General features: G+C 63.1%; 23 protein-coding genes. 15 read left to right on the top strand and 8 right to left on the bottom strand.

Annotated features, from left to right (window positions below):
• The first annotated feature begins 2 nt into the window (after nt 1-2).
• From AC2ISB_RS17100 to AC2ISB_RS17040, 13 genes are all read left to right on the top strand, one after another.
• Nucleotides 3-842 carry an ABC transporter permease gene (locus tag AC2ISB_RS17100; protein WP_486577103.1) on the top strand — a complete coding sequence of 280 codons (840 nt, stop codon included), beginning with the start codon at nt 3-5 and terminating at the stop codon, nt 840-842.
• Nucleotides 839-1,573 carry an SDR family NAD(P)-dependent oxidoreductase gene (locus AC2ISB_RS17095; protein ID WP_486577102.1) on the top strand — a complete coding sequence of 245 codons (735 nt, stop codon included), beginning with the start codon at nt 839-841 and terminating at the stop codon, nt 1,571-1,573. The genes AC2ISB_RS17100 and AC2ISB_RS17095 overlap by 4 nt, the downstream gene beginning before the upstream one ends.
• Nucleotides 1,570-2,328: an SDR family NAD(P)-dependent oxidoreductase gene (locus tag AC2ISB_RS17090; RefSeq protein ID WP_486577101.1), complete on the top strand. Its 759-nt coding sequence runs from the start codon at nt 1,570-1,572 to the stop codon at nt 2,326-2,328. The genes AC2ISB_RS17095 and AC2ISB_RS17090 overlap by 4 nt, the downstream gene beginning before the upstream one ends.
• A gap of 67 nt (nt 2,329-2,395) precedes the next feature.
• The gene (locus AC2ISB_RS17085; protein WP_486577100.1) at nt 2,396-3,613 is read left to right on the top strand and encodes an ABC transporter substrate-binding protein; all 1,218 of its coding nucleotides are present in this window, start codon (nt 2,396-2,398) and stop codon (nt 3,611-3,613) included.
• 76 nt (nt 3,614-3,689) lie between these two features.
• The gene (locus AC2ISB_RS17080; protein ID WP_330646959.1) at nt 3,690-4,748 is read left to right on the top strand and encodes an ABC transporter ATP-binding protein; all 1,059 of its coding nucleotides are present in this window, start codon (nt 3,690-3,692) and stop codon (nt 4,746-4,748) included.
• Between the two features lie 22 nt (nt 4,749-4,770).
• Nucleotides 4,771-5,649: a polysaccharide deacetylase family protein gene (locus tag AC2ISB_RS17075; protein WP_330646960.1), complete on the top strand. Its 879-nt coding sequence runs from the start codon at nt 4,771-4,773 to the stop codon at nt 5,647-5,649.
• Nucleotides 5,650-5,712: 63 nt separating this feature from the next.
• A complete protein-coding gene (locus AC2ISB_RS17070) occupies nt 5,713-6,036 on the top strand; it encodes a hypothetical protein (protein WP_330646961.1) in 324 nt (107 codons plus the stop codon).
• Nucleotides 6,033-7,031, top strand: coding sequence for a CobW family GTP-binding protein (locus tag AC2ISB_RS17065; protein ID WP_486577098.1), 999 nt, complete (start codon nt 6,033-6,035; stop codon nt 7,029-7,031). The genes AC2ISB_RS17070 and AC2ISB_RS17065 overlap by 4 nt, the downstream gene beginning before the upstream one ends.
• Nucleotides 7,028-8,227 (top strand): ABC transporter substrate-binding protein, encoded by a 1,200-nt coding sequence (locus tag AC2ISB_RS17060; protein ID WP_339109702.1) that lies wholly within the window; start codon nt 7,028-7,030, stop codon nt 8,225-8,227. Before AC2ISB_RS17065 ends, AC2ISB_RS17060 begins: the two co-directional genes overlap by 4 nt.
• Before the next feature lie 29 nt (nt 8,228-8,256).
• Nucleotides 8,257-9,240: an asparaginase gene (locus tag AC2ISB_RS17055; RefSeq protein ID WP_486577097.1), complete on the top strand. Its 984-nt coding sequence runs from the start codon at nt 8,257-8,259 to the stop codon at nt 9,238-9,240.
• A gap of 95 nt (nt 9,241-9,335) precedes the next feature.
• A complete protein-coding gene (locus tag AC2ISB_RS17050; RefSeq protein WP_486577096.1) occupies nt 9,336-10,751 on the top strand; it encodes a KpsE/RkpR family capsule polysaccharide export protein in 1,416 nt (471 codons plus the stop codon).
• An 18-nt stretch (nt 10,752-10,769) separates the two neighbouring features.
• Nucleotides 10,770-11,429 carry an ABC transporter ATP-binding protein gene (locus AC2ISB_RS17045; protein WP_330646967.1) on the top strand — a complete coding sequence of 220 codons (660 nt, stop codon included), beginning with the start codon at nt 10,770-10,772 and terminating at the stop codon, nt 11,427-11,429.
• On the top strand, nt 11,426-12,259 hold the full coding sequence (locus AC2ISB_RS17040; RefSeq protein WP_330646968.1) for an ABC transporter permease: 834 nt from the start codon (nt 11,426-11,428) through the stop codon (nt 12,257-12,259). Before AC2ISB_RS17045 ends, AC2ISB_RS17040 begins: the two co-directional genes overlap by 4 nt.
• 73 nt (nt 12,260-12,332) lie before the next feature.
• On the opposite strand, the gene AC2ISB_RS17035 is transcribed toward AC2ISB_RS17040, so the two are convergent.
• On the bottom strand, nt 12,333-14,354 hold the full coding sequence (locus AC2ISB_RS17035) for a polysaccharide biosynthesis tyrosine autokinase (protein ID WP_486577095.1): 2,022 nt from the start codon (nt 14,352-14,354) through the stop codon (nt 12,333-12,335).
• A 206-nt stretch (nt 14,355-14,560) separates the two neighbouring features.
• Here AC2ISB_RS17035 and AC2ISB_RS17030 point away from each other — a divergent pair, with 206 nt between their 5' ends.
• Nucleotides 14,561-15,304: a hypothetical protein gene (locus tag AC2ISB_RS17030; RefSeq protein WP_486577094.1), complete on the top strand. Its 744-nt coding sequence runs from the start codon at nt 14,561-14,563 to the stop codon at nt 15,302-15,304.
• 3 nt (nt 15,305-15,307) lie between these two features.
• On the top strand, nt 15,308-16,660 hold the full coding sequence (locus AC2ISB_RS17025; RefSeq protein ID WP_486577093.1) for an oligosaccharide flippase family protein: 1,353 nt from the start codon (nt 15,308-15,310) through the stop codon (nt 16,658-16,660).
• 21 nt (nt 16,661-16,681) lie between these two features.
• On the opposite strand, the gene AC2ISB_RS17020 is transcribed toward AC2ISB_RS17025, so the two are convergent.
• The 7 genes from AC2ISB_RS17020 to AC2ISB_RS16990 all read right to left on the bottom strand — a co-directional run bounded on the left by AC2ISB_RS17020 (nt 16,682) and on the right by AC2ISB_RS16990 (nt 23,715).
• The gene (locus tag AC2ISB_RS17020; protein ID WP_486577092.1) at nt 16,682-17,464 is read right to left on the bottom strand and encodes a glycosyltransferase family 4 protein; all 783 of its coding nucleotides are present in this window, start codon (nt 17,462-17,464) and stop codon (nt 16,682-16,684) included.
• A complete protein-coding gene (locus AC2ISB_RS17015; protein WP_486577091.1) occupies nt 17,454-17,807 on the bottom strand; it encodes a hypothetical protein in 354 nt (117 codons plus the stop codon). The genes AC2ISB_RS17020 and AC2ISB_RS17015 overlap by 11 nt, the downstream gene beginning before the upstream one ends.
• The gene (locus AC2ISB_RS17010; protein WP_486577090.1) at nt 17,804-18,970 is read right to left on the bottom strand and encodes a glycosyltransferase; all 1,167 of its coding nucleotides are present in this window, start codon (nt 18,968-18,970) and stop codon (nt 17,804-17,806) included. Before AC2ISB_RS17010 ends, AC2ISB_RS17015 begins: the two co-directional genes overlap by 4 nt.
• Nucleotides 18,967-20,247 carry an O-antigen polymerase gene (locus AC2ISB_RS17005; RefSeq protein ID WP_486577089.1) on the bottom strand — a complete coding sequence of 427 codons (1,281 nt, stop codon included), beginning with the start codon at nt 20,245-20,247 and terminating at the stop codon, nt 18,967-18,969. The genes AC2ISB_RS17010 and AC2ISB_RS17005 overlap by 4 nt, the downstream gene beginning before the upstream one ends.
• Nucleotides 20,244-21,449 carry a GumK N-terminal domain-containing glycosyltransferase gene (locus AC2ISB_RS17000; RefSeq protein WP_341485817.1) on the bottom strand — a complete coding sequence of 402 codons (1,206 nt, stop codon included), beginning with the start codon at nt 21,447-21,449 and terminating at the stop codon, nt 20,244-20,246. Before AC2ISB_RS17000 ends, AC2ISB_RS17005 begins: the two co-directional genes overlap by 4 nt.
• A gap of 11 nt (nt 21,450-21,460) precedes the next feature.
• A complete protein-coding gene (locus tag AC2ISB_RS16995) occupies nt 21,461-22,138 on the bottom strand; it encodes a sugar transferase (protein ID WP_486577088.1) in 678 nt (225 codons plus the stop codon).
• 293 nt (nt 22,139-22,431) lie between these two features.
• Complete coding sequence (locus AC2ISB_RS16990) at nt 22,432-23,715, bottom strand: Nramp family divalent metal transporter (protein ID WP_486577087.1); 1,284 nt, start codon at nt 23,713-23,715, stop codon at nt 22,432-22,434.
• Nucleotides 23,716-23,800 lie beyond the last annotated feature (85 nt).

Genomic DNA, 23,800 nt, shown 5'->3' with positions numbered 1-23,800 from the left:
CCATGCACTCGCGTATCCTCAAACCCGTTCTTGGCGTCTATACGGCGATCTTCCTCCTCTTCCTCTACGGCCCGATGATCGTGCTGGCGATCCTCAGCTTCCAAAGCGCCGATGGCGGGCCGCAATTCCCGATCCGCGACTGGTCGATCTACTGGTACGAGCATCTTCTGGGCATGGTCGAGGGATCGCGCGTCTCGCAGCTTCCTGTGGGCGATAGCCTGATCCGCTCGCTGGTGCTGGCCTTCATGACGACCGTGGTCTCGACCGTGCTGGGCGTGATGAGCGCCGAGGCCTTCCGCACCAAGTTCCGTGGCTCTGGCCCCGTTTTCTACCTCATCATCCTCGGCATGATGGTGCCAGGCGTGCTGGTGGGGCTTGGTATGGCGCTTTTGTCGAACACGCTGGGGATCGGACGCGCATGGTGGGGTACCAGCTTCGTGCTGCATGTGGTCTATACCTATCCCTTTGCCTTCCTTGTTCTGCTGGCGATCTTCAACCGTTTCGACCGCAGCGTCGAGGAAGCCTCGATGGCGCTCGGTGTCAGCCCCGCGCAGACCTTCCGCCGCGTGACCTTCCCGATCATCTTTCCGGGCGTGCTGTCGGCGATGCTGTTCTCCTTCACGCTGTCTTATGACGAATTCGCCCGGACGCTCTTTACCGCAGGGCGCGACCTGACGCTGCCGCTGGCGATCTATGGCACCTTCTCGGTGGAGATCTATCCCAATATCTTCGCCTTCGGGGTGCTGACCACGCTTTTCTCCTTCACGCTGCTGGTGATCTACGGGCTGTTGATGAAGCGCTTCACCGCACGGGCAGGCAAGTTCAAGGGGCAGGAAGCATGAGCCGCGTCGCATTGGTCACGGGCGCGGGTTCGGGGATCGGGGCGGCCATTGCGCTCCGGCTTGCCGCAGACGGGGCGCGGGTGGCGGTCAATGACCTCCATCCTGCCGCGGCCCACGCGACCGTCACCGCGATTGTGGCGTCTGGGGGCGAGGCGATGGCCGTGGCCGCCGATGTGTCGGACGAGGCCTCTGTAGGCGCGATGATGGATCAGGTGCGCGCCTCGCTGGGCGACCCGCAGATATTGGTGAACAATGCGGGCTTCGGCCATCAGGCCCCCTTCGCCGAGATCACGCCCGCCCAGTTCGACCGGATGTTTGCGGTGCATGTGCGCGGCAATTTCCTGTGCACACGGGCCTGCCTGCCCGCGATGCTCGCGGCGGGCGAGGGGGTGGTGGTCAATGTGGCCTCCCAGCTTGGTCAGGTCGGCGGTGTCGAGCTTGTCCATTACGCAGGCGCCAAGGCCGCGATCATCGGCATGACCAAATCGTTGGCGCGCGAGGTCTCAAACCGTGGCGTGCGCGTCAATGCCGTGGCCCCCGGTCCGATCAACACGCCCCTCGTCGAGGCTCTTTCCGAAGACTGGAAAGCCGCCAAGCGGGCAGAGCTGCCTCTGGGCCGGTTTGGCGAGGTGGCCGAGGTGGCCGGAAGCGTGGCCTTCCTCTGTTCCGATGACGCAAAACTCTATGTAGGCCAGACGCTTGGCCCGAATTCCGGAGATGTGATGCTATGACCCAAGACAAACGGGTGGTGATTGTAACGGGCGCAGGGATCGGGATTGGTCGCGCCGCCGCCGAGACCTTTGGCGCCAAGGGCGATCATGTGATTGTCACCGATATTCTGGCCGAGGAGGGCGCGCGCGTCGTCGCGGCGATCACCGATGCGGGCGGCTCGGCGGAGTTCATGGCGCTGGATGTGCGCGACACGCCTGCCTGTGATGCGCTGGTCGCCCGCGTGCTGGAGAGGCATGGCCGGATCGATGTGATCGTGGCCAATGCGGGCATCGCCCATTGTGTGCCGATGGCCGAGATGACCGACGAGAAATGGGACGAGACGTTCGAGATCGACCTCAAAGGGATGCTGCGGGTGATCCGTCCGGCCCTGCCTGCGATGAAGGCGGGGGCCTCGATTATCTGTCTCAGCTCGATCATGGGCACGGCTTATGGCTGGGACGAGCATGTGCATTACTCGGCGGCCAAATCCGGCGTGATCGGGCTGGTGCGCGGCCTTGCGGTGGAATTTGCCGCGCGTGGCATCCGCGTGAACGGCGTGGCGCCCGGCTATATCCGCACCGCGCAGCTTCTGAACCCCGGCCATAGTCTTGGTCCGCAGGCGGCTGAAATCGCCTCCCCCTATATCCCGATGCAGCGTCTGGGCGAGCCTGCCGAGATCGCCTCTGTCATCGGGTTCCTCGCCTCCGCTGATGCCTCCTACCTTACGGGGCAGGTCATCACGGTCGATGGCGGCCTGACACCGGGCCGCTACTGAATACCGCAAAAACACAAAAAGAAGCGGTGCCCTTTTTGCAACCTCATCCTCAACAGGGAATAGACATATGACCATCATCAACAGACGGCATCTCCTGCGTTCGGGCGCGGCACTGGGCGCGGTGGCGCTTGGCTCGGGCATGCATCCTTGGGCACGCTTCGCCCGTGCGCAGAGCCTTTCGTCCGAACAGTTGCGCACCACGGGTCTGTCGACCACGGTGCAGGACCGCATCCTTGACATGTTCAAGGAAGCCAGCGGGGTGGGGTCGGTCTCGGGCACGCCCTCGACCTATCCCGATGCGCAGACCAAGATCCTGTCGGGCTCCAGCGATTATGACTGCTGGGAGATCATCGGCGAGCGCCTTCCGGCGCTGATTGCCACCGATAATGTCGAAACCATTCCGGTCTCCGAAGTGCCCAACTGGGCCTCGATCCGCGATACCTTCACGAAGACCAACCCCAAATGGGATGCCAAGGCGCAGATCTCCGGCCAGATCTGGGCGGATGCGGCGCAGACCCAGCTTTATATGGTGCCAGCGGTCTATAACTACGATTCCATCGGCTATAATCCCGATGTGCTCTCGGCCGAGGAAGCCAATACATGGACCGCGCTGTTTGACGACAAATGGAAGGGCAAGTCGGGCCTCAATGTGGACCCGCTGATTGCCATCGGGCAGGCTATTCTGGCGATGAATTCGCTGGGCCTTCTGGAGGCCAAAAATCCCGGCAACCCGACCAAGGACGAGATCGACGAGGCCGCCAAGTTCCTGATTGCCAAGAAGAAAGCGGGCCAGTTCCGCGCGCTCTGGGGGGATTTCGGCGAGCTGGTGAACCTTATGGCTTCGGGCGAGATGGTGGTCTGTGATGCGTGGCAGCCCGCGGTCATGGCGGTCAAGGCGCAGGGCAAGCCCGCCAAATACGCGACCCCCAAAGAGGGCTATCGTGGCTGGGCCATCGGGCCGTCGATGCTCAAGGGCACGCCCAACCGCGAGGCGGTCATCGCCTATGCCAATTTCTGGCTCTCGGGCAAGCCGGGCATCATGGTGACCGAACAGGGCTATTACTCGCCCGCGACCAATATCAAGGATGCGATGGACCCCGATGAATACGCCTTCTGGTATGAAGGCCAGCCGTGGAAAGGCGCGGCCACCCGCGGCATCAATCCGGGCGATCTGCGCGATGGCGGCTCGCTGGAAGAACGCGCGGCCAATGTCGCTTACTGGCATCAGTGGCCGGATGAATATGACCACCTGATCCAGCGCTGGGACGAGTTCCTGAACGCCTAAAACCGGGGTTTCCCCTGACTGGCCCGGGCGGGATCGCCCGTCCGGGTCTTTTTCCTCAGACTTAACAGGCTGCCCCATGATCTATGACCTCGAGCTGATTTCGGTCGGCAAGACCTATTCCGATGGCACGGTCGCCGTGTCCGATTTCGACCTGAAGGTGGAAAAGGGCGAGTTTGTCGCCTTTCTCGGGCCGTCGGGCTGCGGCAAATCCACGACCCTGCGCATGATCGCCGGTTTCGAGGACATCACCAATGGCGAGGTGATGATGATGAACCGCAATGTCACGCATCTTCCCGCCGAAAAGCGCCCGACCTCGATGATTTTCCAGAACTATGCGCTCTTCCCGCATATGACGGTGCGCCAGAATATCGGCTTCGGGCTGGAGGTGAAGGGGCTGCCCCGCGCGGAACGCGACCGCAAGGTGGAGCGCATCCTCGATATGTTCGACCTCACCGCCGTGGCCGACCGCAAGGCCGACCGCCTGTCGGGCGGACAGCGCCAGCGGATCGCGCTGGCCCGCGGGCTGGTGGTGGAGCCCGAGATTCTGCTGCTGGACGAACCGCTTGGCGCGCTGGATGCCAATCTGCGCCGGATCATCCAGAACGAGCTGAAGCTGTTGCAGCGCGAACTGGGGATCACCTTCATTTTTGTCACCCATGCGCAATCCGAGGCGCTGGGGCTGTCGGACCGTGTGGTGGTGATGTCGAACGGGGTGGTCGAACAGATCTCGGCCCCGAAAGAGCTTTACCGCCGCCCCGCGACGCCGTTTGTTGCCGATTTCATCGGGGCGAATACGCTGATCGAGGGGCGCAGCCTGCCGTCCGAGGGCGGGTTTGCCCGCCTCGACACGCCTCTTGGGGCGCTGGCGGGGGTAGGAGCGCCCGAGGCGACGCTGGCGGTGATCCCCGCCGAGGCCTTCCGCCTGAGCCCGCAAGGCACGGCAGGCGAGATCTGCCTGCCCGCAACGGTGACAGGCCGCCAGATCGTGGGCGCCACCGGCTATTTCCGGATGCAGCTCGCCGACCAGCGCGAGATCCGCATCGAAACCCATGCCGAGCGCGCGCTTGGGCTGGATGCAGGCGCGTCCGTCACGCTCGCACTCGACCCCGCCTCGGTCACGATGATCGCAGGCTAAGATTTTTAAAAGGAGACGAAAAATGGCAAAGGAAATTCTTGTTGGCTTCGGCATCGACGTGGATGCGGTGGCGGGCTGGCTTGGCTCCTATGGCGGCGAGGACAGCCCCGATGATATCTCGCGCGGGCTCTTTGCCGGCGAAGTGGGCGCGCCGCGCTTGCTGGATATGTTCGACAAGTTCGGCATCAAGACCACATGGTTCATCCCCGGCCATTCGGCGGAGACCTTCCCCGAGCAGATGAAGGATGTGGCCGCGCGCGGCCACGAGATCGGCATTCACGGCTATAGCCACGAAAACCCGATCGCCATGACCCCCGAGCAGGAAGAGGCGGTGCTGGATAAATGTATCGGCCTGATCACCGAGATCTCGGGGAAACGGCCCACGGGCTATGTTGCGCCGTGGTGGGAATTCTCGAATGTCACCAATGAACTCCTGCTGAAGAAGGGCATCAAATACGACCACTCCCTGATGCATAACGATTTCACCCCCTATCGGGTGCGGGTGGGCGATAGCTGGACCAAGATCGATTATGCAGGCAAGCCCGAGGACTGGATGAAGCCTCTGGTACGTGGCGAGGAGACCGATCTGATCGAGATTCCCGCCAACTGGTATCTTGATGACTTGCCGCCGATGATGTTCATCAAGAAATCGCCCAATAGCCACGGCTTCGTCAATCCGCGCGATATCGAGGAGATGTGGCGTGACCAGTTCGACTGGGTCTATGCCAATATGGAGTATGCGGTCTTCCCGATCACCATCCACCCCGATGTCTCGGGCCGTCCGCAGGTGCTGATGATGCTCGAACGGCTCTTCAACCATATCAAATCGCATGAGGGCGTGAAATTCGTCACCATGAACGAGATGGCCGATGATTACGCGGCCCGTTTCCCGCGCAAATAACCACTCGCGCAACAGATCCGGGCGGGGCGACCCGCCCGGATCACCTAAGAGAAAGGTTCGGATATGTGCTCGCTTTGCGGCATCTTGGGATGCGATGACCATTGGACGAATGCTGTGGGGCGCGAGGGCGTGTTCACCCGCAATACCGACAGGCAGGCCCGCCGTGCCGAGGGCGCGCGCCGGATTCGCGCGGCCAATGCCGTACTGGCCCATCGCCGCCTGACCCTCGCCGAATGGCAGGGGATCAATTATGTGCTCTCCTCGCCCACCGGAAAGTCGAGCGTGTTCGAGGCGCTCTCGCATCTGTGGCCAGAGGCCGAGGCATTGGCGGGGCGGGCTTTTGACCCGCTGGACGAGGACCTGATTGCCTTCATGGAGGCCAAATGACCCCAGTCATCCTGCTCACGGGCTTTCTTGGCTCGGGGAAAACCACGCTGTTGCAGCGGCTGCTTGAGGACCCCTCGCTGTCGGATGCCGCCGTCCTGATCAACGAATTCGGAGAGGTCGGGCTTGACCACCATCTTCTCGACCGGATCGATGAGAATGTGGTGCTGCTGAAATCGGGCTGCGTGTGCTGCACCGTGCGTGGCGAGGTGGCGGAGGCGCTGCAAAACCTCCATAGTCTGCGCACGCGGGGCGAGATCTCCTTTGGGCGCGTGGTCATCGAGACCACGGGGCTGGCCGATCCCTATCCCGTCTTGCAGACGCTGACCGCCCATCCGGTGCTGCGCAGCCATTTCCGCACGGGCGGGGTGCTGACCACGGTGGATGCGGTCAATGCGGGGTTACAGCTTGACCATCGCGCCGAGGCGATCCGTCAGATTGCCAGCGCCGACCGGATCATCCTGACCAAGACCGATCTGGCCGATGAGGCGCAGGTGGCAAGACTGCGCGAGCGGCTGCATAGGATGAACCCCGCCGCATCGGTCTGGAGCACGCAAGACAGCGTGACGCAGATGCTGGGCGGGCTGGATGCCGACCGCGCGCGTCTGCCCGCACTGTGCGGCGACGCAGGCCCGTGTGCCTCGCACCACCACCATCATCACCACCATCATAATGACTTAGGCGTGACCTCCTTCTCTCTGGTGATCGAAGAGCGTATAGATTGGACCATGTTCGGGATTTGGCTTACGCTTTTATTGCATCGTTATGGTGATCGTATTTTTCGCGTGAAGGGGATCCTGGCTCTGGAAGGAGAGGATCGTCCCGTGGCCATTCATGGCGTTCAGCATCTGGTGCATGCCCCCACCCATATGACGCATTGGCCCGAGGGCCAGCGTCTGTCGCGGCTGGTCTTCATACTGGAAGGGCTGGAGCCCGACCTGATCCGCCGTTCGTTTGCCGCCTTCACCGGCCTTGCCTGCGCGAGGGCCGTGGCTTGACGGACCGGCTGCGTATTCTGACCACCGAAATCCAGCCTTGGCGCAGGTTCAAGGACCGTGCGGAGGCCGATCTCGGGTTCGAGCTTGATTTCATCGAGATGGATTTCGTGAATGCGCAGCGCATCGCCGCCATGTCGCCGCATAGCTATGATGTCTATGACCAGTGTTTCCACAATCTCGATATCGTCTGGCACTGGCGCGCGATCCAGCCGATCGAGATCGACCGCATCACCTATTGGTCCGAGATGGAAAGCCCCGCGCTAGATCCGGTGCCGGGATCGCTTGGCTATGGTGATGTTCCGGCGACGCGGCTTTGGGTGCAGGCGGATGCCTCGCTTTCCGCGCGACCGGGACGGCAGATCTCGATGCTGCCAACCGTCTATAATTACGACAGTTTTGCCATCGATATCGGTGCGACAGGACTGAATGTCGACAGCGATGTCACAAGCTGGGCCGAGCTTCTGGACCCGCGCTGGCATGGGCGGGTGGCGCTGGTGGATGATCCGGGGATCGGTGTTTTCGACCTTGTGCAGGCCTTGATGGCCGCCGACCGGATGAAGGTCGCCGACCCGGGCAATATGACCGTGGCCGAGATCGACGAGATGGCGGCCTTGGGGCTTGATCTTGTGGCCTCGGGGCATCTGGCGCCATTCTGGCGGCGCGCGACCGAGCCGCTGGAGCGGTTCCGCGCGGGCGAGCTGGCGATCTCGTCGCTTTGGTCGCCGACCGTGGTGGCGATGAAAGAGGCGGGGCTGCGGGTGCGTCAGGCCGTGCCGGAGGAAGGCTACCGTGCATGGCATGGGGGCATGTGTCTGGCGCGGCATCTGGAGGGCGCGCGGCTGGATCGTGCCTATGCATGGCTCAACTGGTATCTGTCCGGCATCGCGGGCGCGCAAGTCGCGCGGCAGGGCTATTACATGTCGGTGCCCGGACGGGTGCGCGACACGCTGCCCCCTGCGGAATGGGACTATTGGTATGAGGGGCGCGCCGCCGCGACCGATTTGCCGGGACCCAACGGGCATGTCGCGGTGCGCAAGGGCGATATGCGCTCGGGCGGGTCGGTCAGGGCGCGGTCGAAGAATGTCGCGGTCTGGAACTCGACAATGGACGAGCATAACTACCTCGTGCGCCGCTGGACCGAGATTATCACCGCAGCGGCGCAGGCGCAGGGCCGCGGATCGCGTAAGGCCGGATAGGGCCGCTTCCCCTTCAGGAAAGGATGACTATGGCACGGATACATCTGATTGCCACCGGCGGAACGATTGCGTCGCGCGCCGAAACACAGGGCGGGCCGGTGACGGCGGGGCTTTCGGCGCAAAGCCTGTTGTCGGGGCTGCATGATCCGCTGGACGGGATCGAGGTCAGCGCCGAGAGCTTTCAGGCGAAGGGAAGTTATGCACTTGATCTGGCAACGGTTTTCGCGCTTTGCCAGCGGATCGAGACGGTGCTTTCCGCGCCGGAGATCGACGGGGTTGTGGTGACGCATGGCACCGATACGATGGAGGAAAGCGCCTATCTGGCCTATCTTCTGGTGGGCTCGGACAAGCCTGTGGTGTTTACCGGTGCGCAGCGCCATGCCGGTGTCGCCGATACCGACGGGCCGCGCAATATCGCCGAGGCCATCCGCGCCGCCGCCTGTCCCGCGATGACCGGCATGGGGGCAGCTATCGTCTTCGAAGGCGAGATCCATTCGGCGCGCCATGTCACCAAATTCCATGCCTCGCGGGTCGATACGTTCCGCTCTCCCGGGTTTGGCAAGATCGGGGATGTGGACGCGGGGCAGGTCTACGTGGCCCGTGCCAACGCGACCCCCCGCCGGATCTACAGACCCGAACGGCTTGATCCTGCGGTCGAGCTGGTCCTGCTGGGGCTGGGGAGCCGCCCGAGCTATCTGTCATGGGCGGTCGAGACGGGGGCAACAGGGGTGGTTCTGGCGGCCTTCGGGCGCGGGAATGCTCCCGAAGGATTTGCGCAGGCCGCAGCGCAGGCGCGGGCGCAGGGCTGTCCGGTGGTGGTGGCGACACGCTGCCCCGAAGGCCGGACGCTACCGGTTTACGGCAATGATTCCGGCGGGCGCAGTCTGGAAGACGCCGGGGTGATTTTCGCCGGAGCCCTGCCGCCGGTCAAAGCGCGGCTTCTGCTGGCGGTGCTGCTGGGGCAGGGGGCGGATCTGGTCCGGATCGCGGCGGCCTTCGCGCAGGAGGGGTAGCGCGCCCGAGGCAGGCGGGCGTGGAAAATCGTGACTAGAGATTTCGCGCTGTGCTCGTTAAAGTCGCACCGAGCAATAAGACAGGCGTATCAAACGTGAACGAGACCCCCCGGCCCGGCGCCACGAAAGACCAGATCACGCAGGTTGGTGAAACCCGCCCTGCGGCAAAAGCGTCCGCAGCACCGGAACCGGCTCAAAAGCCAGCCCCCGATCCGGCTCAGGCGAAAGCCGCACCGGTTCCGCCGCAGCCGAAGCCACAGCCGCAGCCGCAGGCAAAATCGCAAGGCAAGCCTCAGGGCAAATCTGCCGAGACGCCTTTGAAAGACAAGATTCTGGTTGCGCCGACGGTGGCGATGGCGGCGCTGAAATCGCGCCACCGGGCAATGGCGCTGAGTTTCCTGTTCATTGTGGTGCTGCCGGTCTTTCTGGCGTCGTTCTACCTTTATACGCGCGCCCATGATCGCTACGTCTCCCATGTCGGGTTTTCCGTGCGATCCGAAAACACGTCCTCCGCAATGGAGATGCTGGGCGGTCTGGCCGAGATTTCGGGGTCTTCTTCCTCGGATACCGATATTCTGTATAATTATATCAAGAGCGAAGAGTTGGTGCGCGCGCTTGATGCCAAACTGGACCTGCGCAAGATGTGGGCCAAGGCGGGGGATCGCTGGTGGCATTGGGGGGACGACCCGTGGTACGCCTATCATCCCGGTGGCACGATCGAGGATCTGACCGATTATTGGGGCCGCATGGTTCAGGTCTATTCCGATAGCGGTACCGGCCTGATCGATGTCGAGGCGCAGGCCTTCACGCCGGAAGATGCCCATAAGCTGACACAGGCGATCTTCGACGAGAGCTCGAAGATGATCAACCGCCTGTCGCAGATCGCGCGGGAAGACAAGATCCGCTATGCGCGCGACGAGCTTGAAACGGCGGTGCAGCGTCTGAAAACGGCCCGCGCGGCGATGACCCAGTTCCGCAATGAAAACCAGATCGTGGACCCGCAATCGCTGATCGAGGGGCAGGTGGGGCTGCTGTCCTCGCTGCAACAGCAGCTTGCGCAGTCGTTGATCGAGCTGGACACCCTGCGCCAGACCACGCGCGACAATGATCCGCGGATCGTGCAGACCGAACGCCGCGTGCAGGTGATCTCTGACCGTATCGCCGCCGAGCGCAAGAAGCTGGGGCTGAGCGGGACCGTCGGCGGCGCGCCTGCCTCCAGCGATATGACCGATGGCGAGGGCTATGCCAATATCGTCGGGCAATATGAAAGCCTTGCGGTCGACCAGCAATTTGCCGAGCAAAGCTACACCGCCGCAATGACCGCCTATGATACCGCCAAAGCCGAGGCGAACCGCCAGAGCCGCTATCTTGCGGCCCATATCCGGCCCTCGATGCCCGAAGCGTCGATGGAGCCCGTGCGCGGCGAGATCGTGGCGCTGCTGGCCATCATCATGACGATGGTCTGGGTTCTGGTGGTTCTGGTTGCCTATGCCCTGAGAGATCGCCGCTAAGCGCGCGGGAGGCATGTCGTGATCGTTTTGAAAAACCTCACCAAAGTGTTCCGCGCGGCAGGTCAGAAAAAGGTCGTCGCCCGCCAGATCAATGCCGTGTTTCCGACCGGTGTATCGGTCGGCCTGCTGGGCCGGAACGGCGCGGGCAAATCCACTTTGTTGCGGATGATCGCGGGGCTGTCCTCGCCGAATTCCGGCGAGGTGCTGACCGACGGGCGGATTTCCTACCCCGTGGGGCTGGCCAGCTCCATGCATCAGGATATGACCGGTGCGCAGAATGCCCTGTTCGTGGCACGGGTCTACGGGGCCGATACCGACGAGATGGTGAATTTTGTCGAGGAATTTGCCGAGCTCGGGCCGCATTTCCATATGCCGGTGCGGACCTATTCTTCGGGGATGCGCGGGCGGCTGAGTTTCGGGATCAATATGGCGCTGGATTTTGACACCTATCTCGTGGACGAGGTGACCGCTGCGGGCGATGCCAGCTTCCGCGACAAGAGTAACGCGATGTTTCTGGATCGGGTGCGCTCCCGTTCGGCCATCTATGTCTCGCATTCGGATGCGCAGATCCGCCGGATCTGCACGGCGGGGGCCGTGTTGGAAAAAGGCACCCTGACCTATTATCCGGATGTCGACGAGGCCATCGCCCATCACAATCGGAATATGAAACAGAAATGACCCAGAACCCGATTGACCAGCTCAGCCCCGAAGAACTTGGCCGCTTGCGCTCTGTCAAAAGCACGCCACCCCTCAGCACGTTCCGCACGATTTTTGCCCTGATCCTGCGCGAGATGAGCGCGACCTATGGCCGCTCGCCCGGTGGTTATCTCTGGGCGATCCTCGAACCGGTTCTGGGGATTGCGGTTTTGGTGGCGATCTTCTCTATCGGCTTCCGCTCGCCGCCTCTGGGGAAGAATTTCGCCCTGTTCTATGCCACGGGTATGATGCCGCTTTGGATGTTTACCACCACCTCCACGAAAGTGTCGCAAGCCATCAACTTCTCGCGGCAGCTGCTCAGCTACCCGCGTGTGACCTTCCTTGATGCGGTGCTGGCGCGTTTCATCCTCAATGTTGCCACGCAGGCGCTGAATTCGACCATCATTCTTTCGGTCATCCTGATGGTTTATGACACCCGCACGACGTTCATCCTGCCGCGCGTTCTGTCTGCCTATCTGATGGCATCCTGTCTGGGGCTCGGGGTGGGGATGCTGCTATGTACGCTGATCTCCCGCCATCCGCTCTGGCAGATGGTCTGGAGTGTGATCACCCGCCCGCTGATGCTGATCTCGGGGGTCATCTTGCTGCACGAGACCTTGCCGCGCCCCTATAGCACATGGCTCAACTGGAACCCGCTGGTCCATGTCACGGGCGAGATGCGCACGGCGTTCTACTATTCCTATCACGCCGAATATCTCAATCCCGGCTATGTCTATCTGGTCGCTCTGATCTGCGGCACATTGGGTCTGTTTTTCCTGCGCCGTTATTACCGCGACATGATGGAGAAATAGGGGCGGCTCCGGCGCAGACCCGCCGGAAGCTTGCCGGTGCCAGTCTGAGGGGGGCCAGTCAGAGGGGCGCCGGTCAGAGGGGGCGCTGGCTGGGACGCCCTGTCTCGGTGCTGTAATAGGCCGTATAGTAGAACTCTTTGGTGCTGCGCGGATCGATACGGTTCAGGATCAGCCCCCCGAGTTTACGCTCCGAGCTGTGCAGCGCGGCCAGGCCGTCGCGCACCTGAACCCGCGTGGTGATATTCCAGTTGACCAGAAACAGCGCCCGGTCGCAGCCCTGCAAGATGATCCGCGTGTCGGGCACGCAAAGCACGGGCGGGGTGTCGATGATGACATAGTCATAGCTGTCGCGCGCCTCGGCCAGAAGCCGCGAAAACGCCTCTGATGCGAAGATATCGGCGGGGTTGCCGTGGGTTTTCGTCCCAAACAGCACATCCATCCCGCTACGCGGATCGGTATGCACCGCCTCCGCCAGCGACAGGCTTCCGGTGAGTGCGCCGATCATGTCCTGCGCGGCTGCAACCCCGAGATACTCCTTGAAGACCCGCCGCCGCAGATCGCCCTCGATCACCAGCACGCGCTTGCCCAGACTGGCCATCTGACGGGCAAGCCCCAGCGAGACCGTGGTCTTGCCCTCCTGCGGATTGGCCGAGGTGATGGCGATCACCTTCTGGCCCAGCAACAACTGTTCAAGCACGATATTCGTACGCAGCCCGCGCAGGGCCTCGGCGGCGGGCGAGTCCGGATAGTCATGCAGGAAATCGATGCTCGAGCGTCCCTTGCCGCCCGGCAGGCGGGGAAGCTGGCCGATCACTTTCTGGCCGGTGAACTCTTCCAGCTCGTGGGCCGAACGGATGGTCTGCCGGAATGTCTGCCGCAACAGCAAGATCATCAACCCCAAGGCCGCCCCCAGCATCGCGCTGAGCGACAGCACCAGAGGTGGTCGCGGCAGATAGGGCGCGCCCGGTTCGACTGCTGCCGAAAGGACGCGGCTATCGGCCATCTGGCGGCCTTCGCGGGCGATCGTATCCTTGAGGCGGGTTAGGAAATGGCCATAGACCAGCAGATCGGTTTCGCTTTGCTGTTCCAGCAACTTCTGGCGGGTGGCCGTTTCCGTCTCGCTGCGCAGACCGGTGTCGATCTCGCCATATTGGCGTTCGAGATTGCGCAGCGTGGCCGCGTCGATCGCCACTTGCGCCTCGCGGGTGGCACGCGCGTCGGGCGCAGCCGTGGCGGGCAGAGCCTGCAGACGGCGCTGGCTTTCGGACAGGGCCAGCCGCGCGGTCGCCAGATCGTCTTCCAGCTTCTGCAGGCGGCGGGTCTGCACCACCGTGCGCGCGGTTTCTGTTGCTGCCGAACCGCTCAGTCGCGACAGTTCGGCATTGGAGGTCTCGATCTGGTGCTGGAGATCGGTCAGCCGCTGCCCCAGCCAACGGATCGCATTATCGCTTTCGTGCCGTTTCAGCGCGATCTGCTGGCTGATATAGTTCTGTGCGAGCCGGTCGGCGATCAGGGCCGATTTCTGCGGGGTCTCGGTGACCGCGCTCAGTTCGAACACGAGGCTCGGTGCAAGATTGCGGATGGTGACATTTTCGCTGAGCACCGAAATTGCCGCCTCGCGCTGTTGGTCGGGCGTCGGGCGTGTGCTGGCCTGTCCGGGGAACAGGGCCCTGAGCCGCGCGCCAAATCCGGGGGCCCGCAGACTGGCGTTGAATTCCGGATCCGCGGTCAGTGCAAGATCATCGACGACCGTGCCCAGCAAGGCTCGACCGCGCAGAATTTCGACTTCGGTGCGGCGGATCGTGTCATCGATCGGTCGGGCGCGGTCGGGCACGCGGTCCGGATCGGTCAGGCTTTCATCTTGCGGCTCCAGCAGGACAGAGGTGGTGGCGCGATAGAGTGGCGTGGCAAATTCCGACAGCCAGAGCTGTCCCAGACCCAGTGCCAGTACCGTCGTGCTGGCAACCAGCCACCGTCCCGACCAGAGTGTTTTCAGCGTCGTGGCAACCTGACCATCGGTCACGGCGATCTGGTCCGGCGCGCCTGACAGGCTCAGATGCGGCTGGCTTGTGCGAAAGCCCGATTGAATGCTCATGATATGCCCCCTCTGACGGCATCTTGCGGCAGCAAAAGAGGACAGGCAGAAAACGTCTGTAAAGTCTGTACCATTTACGAACCGGAAGCGATGCGCGAACGCGGTGAAAGAGATCTATTTTTTCGAGCATTCGCCGATCTCGGTTAATTCGCGTTTAACGCCATTAAGGTAAATCGATTGCATTCGAATTATCTGTGCCGAGTGTCATGTCCCGATCCTTCCTCTATATTCACGTCCCAAAATGCGGTGGTACCAGCTTCGGTGCGGCTTTGCGGCTGGCCTTCTGGCCGTCTCAGGGAACAATCGACATTGATCGCACCAAACGGATCGCGCAGGCGCTAGAGCCGCAGGCGCGCGACACGGCCCTGATCTTGGCGGATTATGCCGTACGGCGGGTCGAGCTGGCCCAGATGCTGGAGCGCAACCTGCGCTGTATTTCGGCCCATGTGCAGTTCAACGCGGATCTGGTGGCGCAGCTTGCGCCAGAGCGGGCCTACGTCAGCCTGCTGCGCGAGCCCGTCGCACGGTTCCTGTCGCATTACGCCTATGTGCAGCGCCGCCATCCCGATCCGGCGCGGGCCGATCTGCTGGAGGCCTTTCTCGAGACCGAGCCTGCACAGCGTTTCGGCTCGCAATATCTGTATTATTTCGCCGGCACCTATCAGCATCACAGTGCCGCTCCTGCCGCAGATGTCGCGCGGGCCTGTCAGGCGCTCGAGGGTTTCGCACTGGTCGGGTTTCTTGACGAGGGGGCCGCGTTCCGTGCCGCATTGCAACGGCTGGCCGGTCGCCCTCTCCTGCCTTTGTCGCGCAACAAGCGCCCCGATCCGGCGCCGCAATGCCCGCCCCATCTGCGGGCGCGGATCGAGGATATCTGCGCGCCCGATCTTGCCATCTACCGCCATATCCGTGCCGCCGCGCAGGGCGGGGTCTATCGCGGCGGGGCCTGAGCCATGTCCAAGGCGCTCTGGTCTGTGGTGCTGCAACTGTCGCGACTGGGCGGCAATGTGATCTTTTTCCTTGCTATGGCGCGGTTGCTGCCGGTTGCGGATCTGGGGGCATTCGCAACGGCGCTTGCGGTGTTCCGGTGGTCGCAGGTGCTGCATAAGGGCGGCATTGCCGATGCGGTGGTGTTGACCGCGCCTGCCGATGCCGCGCGGCTGGCGGCCTTGTTCTGGCTGGCGCAGGCTCTGACGGTCGGCATTGCGGTGCTGGCTTTGGGGCTGATCGGTCTGGCATATCTGGGGGTGGGGGCGTTGCAGGATATGCAGGCCCAGATCGCCACCCTGTTGCTGGTGCCACTGTTTCAGGGGGCGAGTGCGGTGCAGGAGGCGCAGCTACGTCAGGCGCTGCGGCTGCGGGCACTGGCGCTGCGCACTGCCGCCGTGCAGCTTCTTTCGGGGGCGGGCGGGTTTGCGCTTTATGCGATGGGCGGCGGGGTCTGGTCGCTGGTCGGGTTTGCGGTGATCAACGCTGTTGCCTCGGCGCTTCTGTCATGGCGGATGGCGCGGTGGTGGCCCTCTGACGGGCCGCGTCTGGCACAGATGCGTGCCCTTGCTCCCGAGGTGATGGCGATTGCCGGACGCGGGCTTGTGGCGGGGGCGGCCCTGCCCTTGATCCAGTTCCTGCTGGGGCTGGTTTATGGCGGTGCGATTGCGGGCGGGTTCCAGATTGCACAGCGGATCTTCCAGCTTGTGGATGCGCTGACATTGGCGCCGCTGCGCTTTCTGGTGCTGCCCGTGATGATGCGGGCCAAGGACCGGAGCGGGGGTCTGGTTGTGCGGGTTCTGCGGCTGGCGGCCCTTGTGTCGGCACCGGCCTATATGGCGGTGGCAGTTTGGGCGCTGCCGGTGCTGAACGCGCTATTGGGGGCATCTGCGGCAGGGCTCGCCGCGCCAATGGTGCAGGCGCTTGCAGCGCTCGGGCCGGTGGCGACGACTGTTCTCGGGGTCGATCAGGCTTTGGTGGTGCGCAAGGGGGCGGGGCGGGCCTTCCTGCGTGCGGGGCTGGGATTGGGCCTGAGTGCCGGATGTGTTGTCCTGATGGTGCCGGTGTCCGCGCAGGCGATGATCCTTGGCCATGTGCTGGCCTCCTATCTTGCCTTGGGGCTGCTTTTGCCGCGCATGTTGCGGCTGATCGGGCTGGAGGTTCGGGCCTTGCTCTGGGCTGTCGGACTGCCCTATCTGCTCTGTGCGGGGCTGGCGGCCTGTTTGGCCCTGCCTTTCGGGGCGGTCGCATTTGCCGGCGGCTGCGGGGGGGTGGCCTTGTGCTGGTGGCACATGGTGCGGCAGGTCGGGCGGGCCTAGCCCCACCGCGCCTGCCGCGTGTCAGCTCAGGCGTTTGGCCAGCAATTCGGCCAGTTGCTTGGCCGAGCGGTCCCAACTGAAGCGGCGGGCGCGGTCATATCCGGCAATCACCTGCGCGTCACGGGCTTCGGTCGGCAGCGCCAGAAACTGCGCGATGGCGCGGGCGATATCCTCCACGTCCTGTGGCTCGAAATAGATCGGGGCCTGTGCCAGAACCTCGGGCATGGCGGTGCTGTTGGATGACAGGACAGGGGTGCCGAAGCGCATCGCCTCAAGCGGCGGGATCCCGAATCCTTCGCGCAGCGGGGGCCAGAGAAAGGCGCGGGCATTGGCATAGAGCACGGCCAGCGTGTCATCATCGACCCGCCCGAGAAAGCGGACCTGCCCAGAGTGTGCCAGTTCGGGCGGAAGACCGGCCTTGGCAAGCCCCGAGGCTTCGGCCCCCGCAATTACCAGAGGCAGCGGATAGCCCAGTTTCGCCATTGCCTGTGCCAGACGTGCCAGATTTTTATTGGGCGACAGATTGCCCACTGCCAGAAAGAATCCGTTTTTCGACAGCCCCAGAGCGGACATCACAGCGGCACACTCCCGCGGCGGCACCAGATGGTCGGCACCGTTGGGAATGACCCGAAACCGCAGTTCCGGCTGGTCAAGCACCTGCGCCAGCTCCTGTGCGGAAAACTGGCTGACCGTTGCCAGATCACGCGCGCGGCGGGCCAGAACCGGACGCAGGGTCTTGTGAAAACCGCGATAGCGGCGCGAGAAGGCGTCGGGGACGTGCCAGATATTGGCGTCATGGATCACCAGAAGCTGGTCGCGATGCAGCGCCGGACCGGACCCCGTCAGATTGAGCAGATACCCCCCCCCTTGCCGCGCGGGCCAAGGCGGTCTGTTCCCAGATATGGCCACCGCCCGGCCATCGGCAGGGCAGTGGCTCTAACGTGATATGCCGCCATGCGGGGGTAACCTGCAGCCCTGCATCCGCGGGATAATAGGCCGTGACCGGCCCGAGGCGCTGCGCCAGCGAGGGATGCTCCAGCAGCCGGTCGAAGGCTGTCATCAGCATATGGGCATAGCGCTGGACGCCCGATTGGGCCTGGGTCAGGAACCGTGCATTCAGCACCAGACGGCGCGGCGCGGGGGTCACAGCGGGGCCTCCTTAGGGACGCGATGATAGGCATGGCCCGCTTGGCGGGCGCGACGATGGCGCCATGCCTGCTGGCTCAGTCGGGTGCTTTCGCGGCCCAAGCGGTCCAGCTCCCATTTCGACAGATCCGTGTCGCGCGCGCCCTGTGCCAGCTGCGCCAGCCTGGCGCGGCTCTGGAGCAGGGCGTCGATGGTGCCCATCATGCTGGGCAGGTCGTCGGGCGGGCAGATCAGGCCGTTCTCCCCGTCGCGCAGCACCTCGCGCAGCGCAGGCAGGTCGCAGGCCACAACCGGACAACCTCCGGCCAGCGACTGGACGATCACGCGCGGCAGCCCCTCATTGGTGGAACACAGGACCGAAAGATCGGCCCGCGCAATCAGCGCCTCGGGATCGGTCCGGTGACCCAGCATATGCACATGCGCCGCAAGGCCCATATGCCGGATCAGCGTGGCAATCCTGTCCTGCTCGGGGCCTTTTCCGGCAAGATAGACCCGCAGATCGGGATGGCGGGCCAGAAGCGGCGGCAAAGCGCGCAGGAATTCGGCATGGCGTTTGCGGGGCTCGAACGCGGCCAGCATCAGCAGGACCGGCCCCTGTATGGCAAGGTCGGCGGCCGGTAGGGCCGTGCGGAAGCGGCGCAGATCCATGCCCGAATGGACAGTGGCGACCTCTTGTGTGATCCCCGCGCGCAGATAGGCCTGCCCTGTCGCCTCGGAGACGGCGATATAGCTGTCGCTGAACAGCGCCGCCAGATGCTCCAAACCGATAAACAGGGCCCGCTTGACCGGCGAGGGGGTCTCGAAGGACACGATATGCAGCCCGCGCAGCACGGCCATGCGCGGACAGGCCGGAGCAGCCAGCGCGCCCAGAACGCCTGCCTTGCTTTGATGGGTGTGCAGGACATCCGCATCAAGGGCCCGAAACAGGGTGCGCAAGGCCAGAACCGCCCGCAGATCGGCCAGCGGAGCAACGGGGTGGCGCATATCGGGCAGGGTGTGGAAGCTGAGCAGATGGCCGTAATCCTCGGCCCAGCTTGGATCGGGGTCGGGCCCGTGGACGATATGCACCTCATGGCCATGCAGGGCCTGCCAGACGGCTGTGGCAATGGTGTTCTCTTCCGAGCCGGCATGAAGCAAGCGGGTGAGAATATGGATGATTTTCACGGGCTTCTCCTTCTGGCCAGAGGGTAGGTGGGGCGCAGGGCAGGCAGGCTGCGCAGGGGGGCGGAGGCCCCGATAAAGCCGGTCAGGCACAGGATGACGACGAAGTTGATATTGGTGAAATACTGGACATGTGTGGACAGCATGAAACCGGCCGCCATATGGGCGTAAAGCCCTGCGGCGGTCAGGCTGAAATGGCCGCGATGGAAGGTGACAGCGGTTGCGACGGCGAAAAACGCCAGCAAAACCAAGGCGCCCGCAACGCCGAAATCGACATAGGGGGTTGTCAGCATGGACCATTCACCGCCGCCACGCACCTCTTCCACACCTTCAAGGCGGGATGGGATCAGGTTCAGCACGCTGCCTTCGGTCTGGGTCAGGATCAGCAGGAAGCGGAAGCTGAAGAAGCCCAGCGTATGGTCGAAATCGCGCGTGAAGGGCTGTAGGGTGTTGAGCAGATCATTCGAGGCGTAGAAGACCAGCTTCTGCAGCCCCAGTTCGACCGCGCCATGATCCGACAGCGTCGGATTGGTCACGGATTCGCGCAAGATCCAGATCAGCAGGAACAGCCCCGCCCCGAGCACCAGTTGCGGCAGGGCGACGATGCGCTGATGCACCATGCAGATCCCGAAATAGCTGGCCATCAGCAGATGTAGCAACAGGATCCGCTGGGACATGATGATGGGCAGCAGGGTCAGCGCGACGAGGTCGGTCAGAGCCACGCTCAGCAGAAGCCGTCGCGCATGGGGGGACAACGTGCCGAATTTGCGCCCTGCGGCCAGCAGCACACAGGCCATCGCGCCTGTTGCAGGCAAGGCGCCGTAAAGCAGGCGCATACCGCTGAACAGCTTATTTTCCAGCATCTGGTCGCGCAAGGCCAGCGCATTGCTTTGGGCCTGTGCGACCAGCGCGCCCAGCCCGCCCATCTGTGCCGCGCTGACCGCAATCCATGCCAGCGTCACGCCGAGGCAGAAGCAGTTGACCCGAAAGACCCGCCGCGCCATGCGGTCGAGATCGGTATGGGGGCGGGCGTCGAAGCGGTCCGGTGCCCCCAGCAGGGTCAGCCCGCTCAGGGCCACGAAAAATATCAAGGCCACCCCCAGCCAGAGGATACCGGCCCAGCTGATCAGCTCGGGGCCCAGCTCTTCGCGGGCCAGAAAATACAGGGCCAGCCCGTAATGCTCGGGGTTGAGAAAGGGCAGGGCCCCGATGCCGATGGTCAGCGTCCAGGAGAAGGCCAGAAGCGCGATTGGCGATAAGATCCAGAGTTTTCTCGTCATGCGGGACGCCTGCTTTCAACCTGACAATGCACGCCCGGCAGCACCGAGAGCAGACGGTCCGTAAGACGGGACCAATCCTCGATATCGGGATCTCCCGGACCGCGCTCTAGGGTGGCGATACGGTCCAGGGCGTGACGGATGCTGGCCGCATCATTGGCCTCATAGCCCGCACCGCGCAGCGAGATCCCGCTGAAGACGCGATGCGGCCCGAGGATCGGCAGTCCGAAATAGCGGTAAAGCAGCATCCGGTTGCTGTGATGGGCCTGATATTCGATGCCCGGAAGGTCGCGATACAGCGCCAGCCCGATATCGGCATATCGGATATAGGAGACGCTTGTCTCATAGCTAACTTCGCCATGCAGCACCAGATTTGCGGGCAGATCATCCGGCTTGCGGGCGATGCGGCCCAGAATATGGAAGGTCCAGTCGGGGCGGGCTTCGGCCATCAGAGAGGCGCTGGCCAGATCGATCTGGGTGGTTCCGGCGCAAACGGCCTGACAGCCCCTCTGCCCTGTAAAAGGTGAGGCCATCGGTTGTTCCAGAACCGCGCGAGGCACGCCGATCGGGTCGATCCGCGTTTGCGCAAAGTCGTGGAACCGCGCGGCGATCTGCGGGCCTGCCATGCTGATCCGGTCGAAAAGCGGCGCCTTTTCCAGTTCGGCCTGAAGCACCGTTCGGGGCAGCCCCAAGGATTTGCAGTCATCGCTGGCGCGATAGACGAATTTCGCATGAGGTGCATGTTTTTTGGCGATATCGGCGAGCAGGATGGGCGGTCCGCTTTCTATGAGCACCAGATCCGCCTCTGCCAGAAGGGCGGGAAGCCGTTTGGCCCAATACCCCCGAAACAGCGCCATCGCAGGGGCCATAAGCGCGTCCAGCAGCGGCTGGCGCAGGCTGAACGGATGGATCGGCGCATAGCCGAAATACGCATCGAAAGAAGGGGAGAGGCGGCGATAGCCTTCGGGTACGCGCCCGTCGACCTGCATCAGCCGCCGGTCTTTGCGCCATCTGGACAGCCAGCTATACCCGACACTGACCATCGTCACATGGCCGCCGCGCTTTTGCACGTCTTCGCAGAACCACTGCATCGACGCTTTGCGTTTTTGCAGGGGGAGATGGCCGGTAATCAGCACGACCCTCAGCCCGCGGGCATGGATGTGGCGCGCTATCGGGGGGACAGGCTGTGTGGTCTGGGCGTTCATGAGGGTCTCCGCTACTGTCCGGTGCCTCGCAGAACGGTGGCTGCGGTCAGAAGGATCAGGCCGATATCCATAAAAAGGGACGACTTCTGCACATAGGCCGCATCCATTTCGACCCGTAGGGAATAGGGCAGGTCGGAACGGCCAAGGATCTGCCAGAACCCCGTGATCCCCGGACGCAGGCAGAGATAGGCGTCGCGACGGTGGTGATAGAGGGCCAGCTCGTCTTCGGTGACGGGGCGCGGGCCGACAAAGCTCATTTCGCCGCGCAGGACGTTCCATAGTTGCGGCAGCTCATCCAGCGAGGTCTTGCGCAGGAAGCGGCCCAGCCGCGTCACTCTGGGATCATCGCTGAGTTTGCGCGACAGCTGCCATTCGACAGCGGCATCGGCATTGGTCGCCAGATAGAGCGCCAGCCGACGTTCGGCATCGGGCACCATTGTGCGGATCTTCCAGCAACGGAAGACCTTCCCGTTGCGCCCGATGCGGCGATGGCCGTAAAATCCCGGCCCCCCGTCCAGTCGCGCCAGGCCCCAGAGCACGGCAATGACGGGGGCAAGCAGCGGCACGAAGGCCAGAGCCAGCGAGAGATCGAATAGCGGCTTGATCCGCCGGTGGTAGATCCGCCGCGTGGAAATCTGGGCCGCGGCCCTGTTCTGGAGTGATTTGGAAAGGGAAGCCGAATGTAGCATGTGAAGGCCTGAAACCAAGAACTCGTTACCTGCCGGACTACATGCTCCGGCCCGAGCAGATTTTGCCGAAACCTCTAAAGTTAGGGTAAATGCCGTTAAGTTACATCCTGAGCGTGCGTTTTGCGGGAGGCATTATCCTGTAGCGTTTCCCCAAGGGTAAGTATCTGTCTTTTGAGGCGTATCTCTGTGGGTGGAGTGCAACCTTCGGCGGTGGGCGCGGGTTAGGGAAAACTTAATGTACGAATCAAAAAGCACCCCCGAAGGGGTGCCTTGGCTGTTACGGGCGGGAGGGGTTACAGGAAGGGGATCGCGATTCCGAAGAAATCGGCCAGCAATACGAAGTTGAGCACAAGCACCAGAGACGCCCCCAGAATGGACAGCAGGCGCGTTACCATTGAGGTCGCGAATTCGCCCATGATGTCGCGGCGCGAGACAAAGATGACCAAGGCGATCATCGGCACGGGAAGCGAGATCGACAGGACCACCTGCGACCAGATCAGCGCCTGAGTGGGGTTCACCCCCAAGGCCACCACGGCAAAGGCGGGCACCATCGTCACCAGCCTCCGCACCCAGACCGGCACGCGGAAATGCAAAAAGCCCTGCATGATCATCTGTCCGGCCATCGTTCCCACAACCGAGCTGGAGATCCCCGAGCAGATCAGCGAGGTCAGGAACATGGCCGCCGCCGCCGCGCCCAGAAGGGGCGTCAGGGTATGGTAGGCGGTTTCGATTTCGGCCACTTGCGAATGCCCTTCGTGGAAGGCGCTCGCGGCCATCATCACCATCGCCATATTGATCATGCCCGCCACGGCCAGTGCCAGCACCACCTCGATGTTGGAGAACCGCACAAGCCGTCGTTTATGTTTGATATCGGTGACTTGGGTGCGGTTCTGCGTCAGTCCGGAATGCAGGTAGATTGCATGGGGCATCACGGTTGCGCCGATGATCCCCACGGCAATCGCCAAGGCGGCGGTGTCGGGCATATCCGGCGTGACAAGGCCGCGTGCGGTTGCGCTCCAGTCGATCGGGGCAATCAGGACTTCGGCCAGATAGCACAGGCCGATAATGCCAACGAAAGCGCCGATGATCAGCTCCATCGGGCGGTAGCCGCGCCCCTCGAACAGCAAGATCCCGTAGGTAATGATCGCTGTGATAATCATCCCCGCAAAGAGCGGCAGATCGAACAGCAGCGCCAGACCGATGGCCCCGCCCAGAAATTCTGCCAGATCGGTGGCCATTGCCGCGATTTCGGAAACCACCCACATGATCCAGACCACGGGGCGGGGGAAATTGTCGCGCGAGAGTTCGGCAAGGTTCTTGCCTGTCACAATTCCCAGACGCGCCGAAAGCGCCTGAAACAGCATGGCGATCAGATTGGCCAGCAGCACGACCCATAACAGTTTATAGCCATAGCCCGCGCCCGCCTGGATATTGGTCGCGTAATTGCCGGGGTCCATATAGGCGACCGAGGCGATGACCGCCGGTCCGAGAAACATCAGACGGGCTTTCCATCCGATCGTCGGGCTTGCCAAGGCATCTTCGATGCTGGTGCGCGCCTTGTCTGTCAGGGAATTCATCAGGATTGCTTTCACTGGAACGCAGGGTCTCGACCCCGGATATTGCTCTTTGACAGAAATATAGCCAGTGCTAACTTTCTTGCAA

The organism is Thioclava sp. NS-SX20 (genome assembly GCF_057380695.1).
This window is presented reverse-complemented; position numbering and strand designations above follow the sequence as displayed.

What these genes read in the sequence shown, in the direction of transcription:
- AC2ISB_RS17100 (WP_486577103.1), top strand. Translation starts at nt 3, where the DNA reads ATGCACTCGCGTATCCTCAAACCCGTTCTTGGCGTCTATACGGCGATC.
- AC2ISB_RS17095 (WP_486577102.1), top strand. Translation starts at nt 839, where the DNA reads ATGAGCCGCGTCGCATTGGTCACGGGCGCGGGTTCGGGGATCGGGGCG.
- AC2ISB_RS17090 (WP_486577101.1), top strand. Translation starts at nt 1,570, where the DNA reads ATGACCCAAGACAAACGGGTGGTGATTGTAACGGGCGCAGGGATCGGG.
- AC2ISB_RS17085 (WP_486577100.1), top strand. Translation starts at nt 2,396, where the DNA reads ATGACCATCATCAACAGACGGCATCTCCTGCGTTCGGGCGCGGCACTG.
- AC2ISB_RS17080 (WP_330646959.1), top strand. Translation starts at nt 3,690, where the DNA reads ATGATCTATGACCTCGAGCTGATTTCGGTCGGCAAGACCTATTCCGAT.
- AC2ISB_RS17075 (WP_330646960.1), top strand. Translation starts at nt 4,771, where the DNA reads ATGGCAAAGGAAATTCTTGTTGGCTTCGGCATCGACGTGGATGCGGTG.
- AC2ISB_RS17070 (WP_330646961.1), top strand. Translation starts at nt 5,713, where the DNA reads ATGTGCTCGCTTTGCGGCATCTTGGGATGCGATGACCATTGGACGAAT.
- AC2ISB_RS17065 (WP_486577098.1), top strand. Translation starts at nt 6,033, where the DNA reads ATGACCCCAGTCATCCTGCTCACGGGCTTTCTTGGCTCGGGGAAAACC.
- AC2ISB_RS17055 (WP_486577097.1), top strand. Translation starts at nt 8,257, where the DNA reads ATGGCACGGATACATCTGATTGCCACCGGCGGAACGATTGCGTCGCGC.
- AC2ISB_RS17040 (WP_330646968.1), top strand. Translation starts at nt 11,426, where the DNA reads ATGACCCAGAACCCGATTGACCAGCTCAGCCCCGAAGAACTTGGCCGC.
- AC2ISB_RS17035 (WP_486577095.1), bottom strand. Translation starts at nt 14,354, where the DNA reads ATGAGCATTCAATCGGGCTTTCGCACAAGCCAGCCGCATCTGAGCCTG.
- AC2ISB_RS17030 (WP_486577094.1), top strand. Translation starts at nt 14,561, where the DNA reads ATGTCCCGATCCTTCCTCTATATTCACGTCCCAAAATGCGGTGGTACC.
- AC2ISB_RS17025 (WP_486577093.1), top strand. Translation starts at nt 15,308, where the DNA reads ATGTCCAAGGCGCTCTGGTCTGTGGTGCTGCAACTGTCGCGACTGGGC.
- AC2ISB_RS17005 (WP_486577089.1), bottom strand. Translation starts at nt 20,247, where the DNA reads ATGACGAGAAAACTCTGGATCTTATCGCCAATCGCGCTTCTGGCCTTC.
- AC2ISB_RS17000 (WP_341485817.1), bottom strand. Translation starts at nt 21,449, where the DNA reads ATGAACGCCCAGACCACACAGCCTGTCCCCCCGATAGCGCGCCACATC.
- AC2ISB_RS16995 (WP_486577088.1), bottom strand. Translation starts at nt 22,138, where the DNA reads ATGCTACATTCGGCTTCCCTTTCCAAATCACTCCAGAACAGGGCCGCG.
- AC2ISB_RS16990 (WP_486577087.1), bottom strand. Translation starts at nt 23,715, where the DNA reads ATGAATTCCCTGACAGACAAGGCGCGCACCAGCATCGAAGATGCCTTG.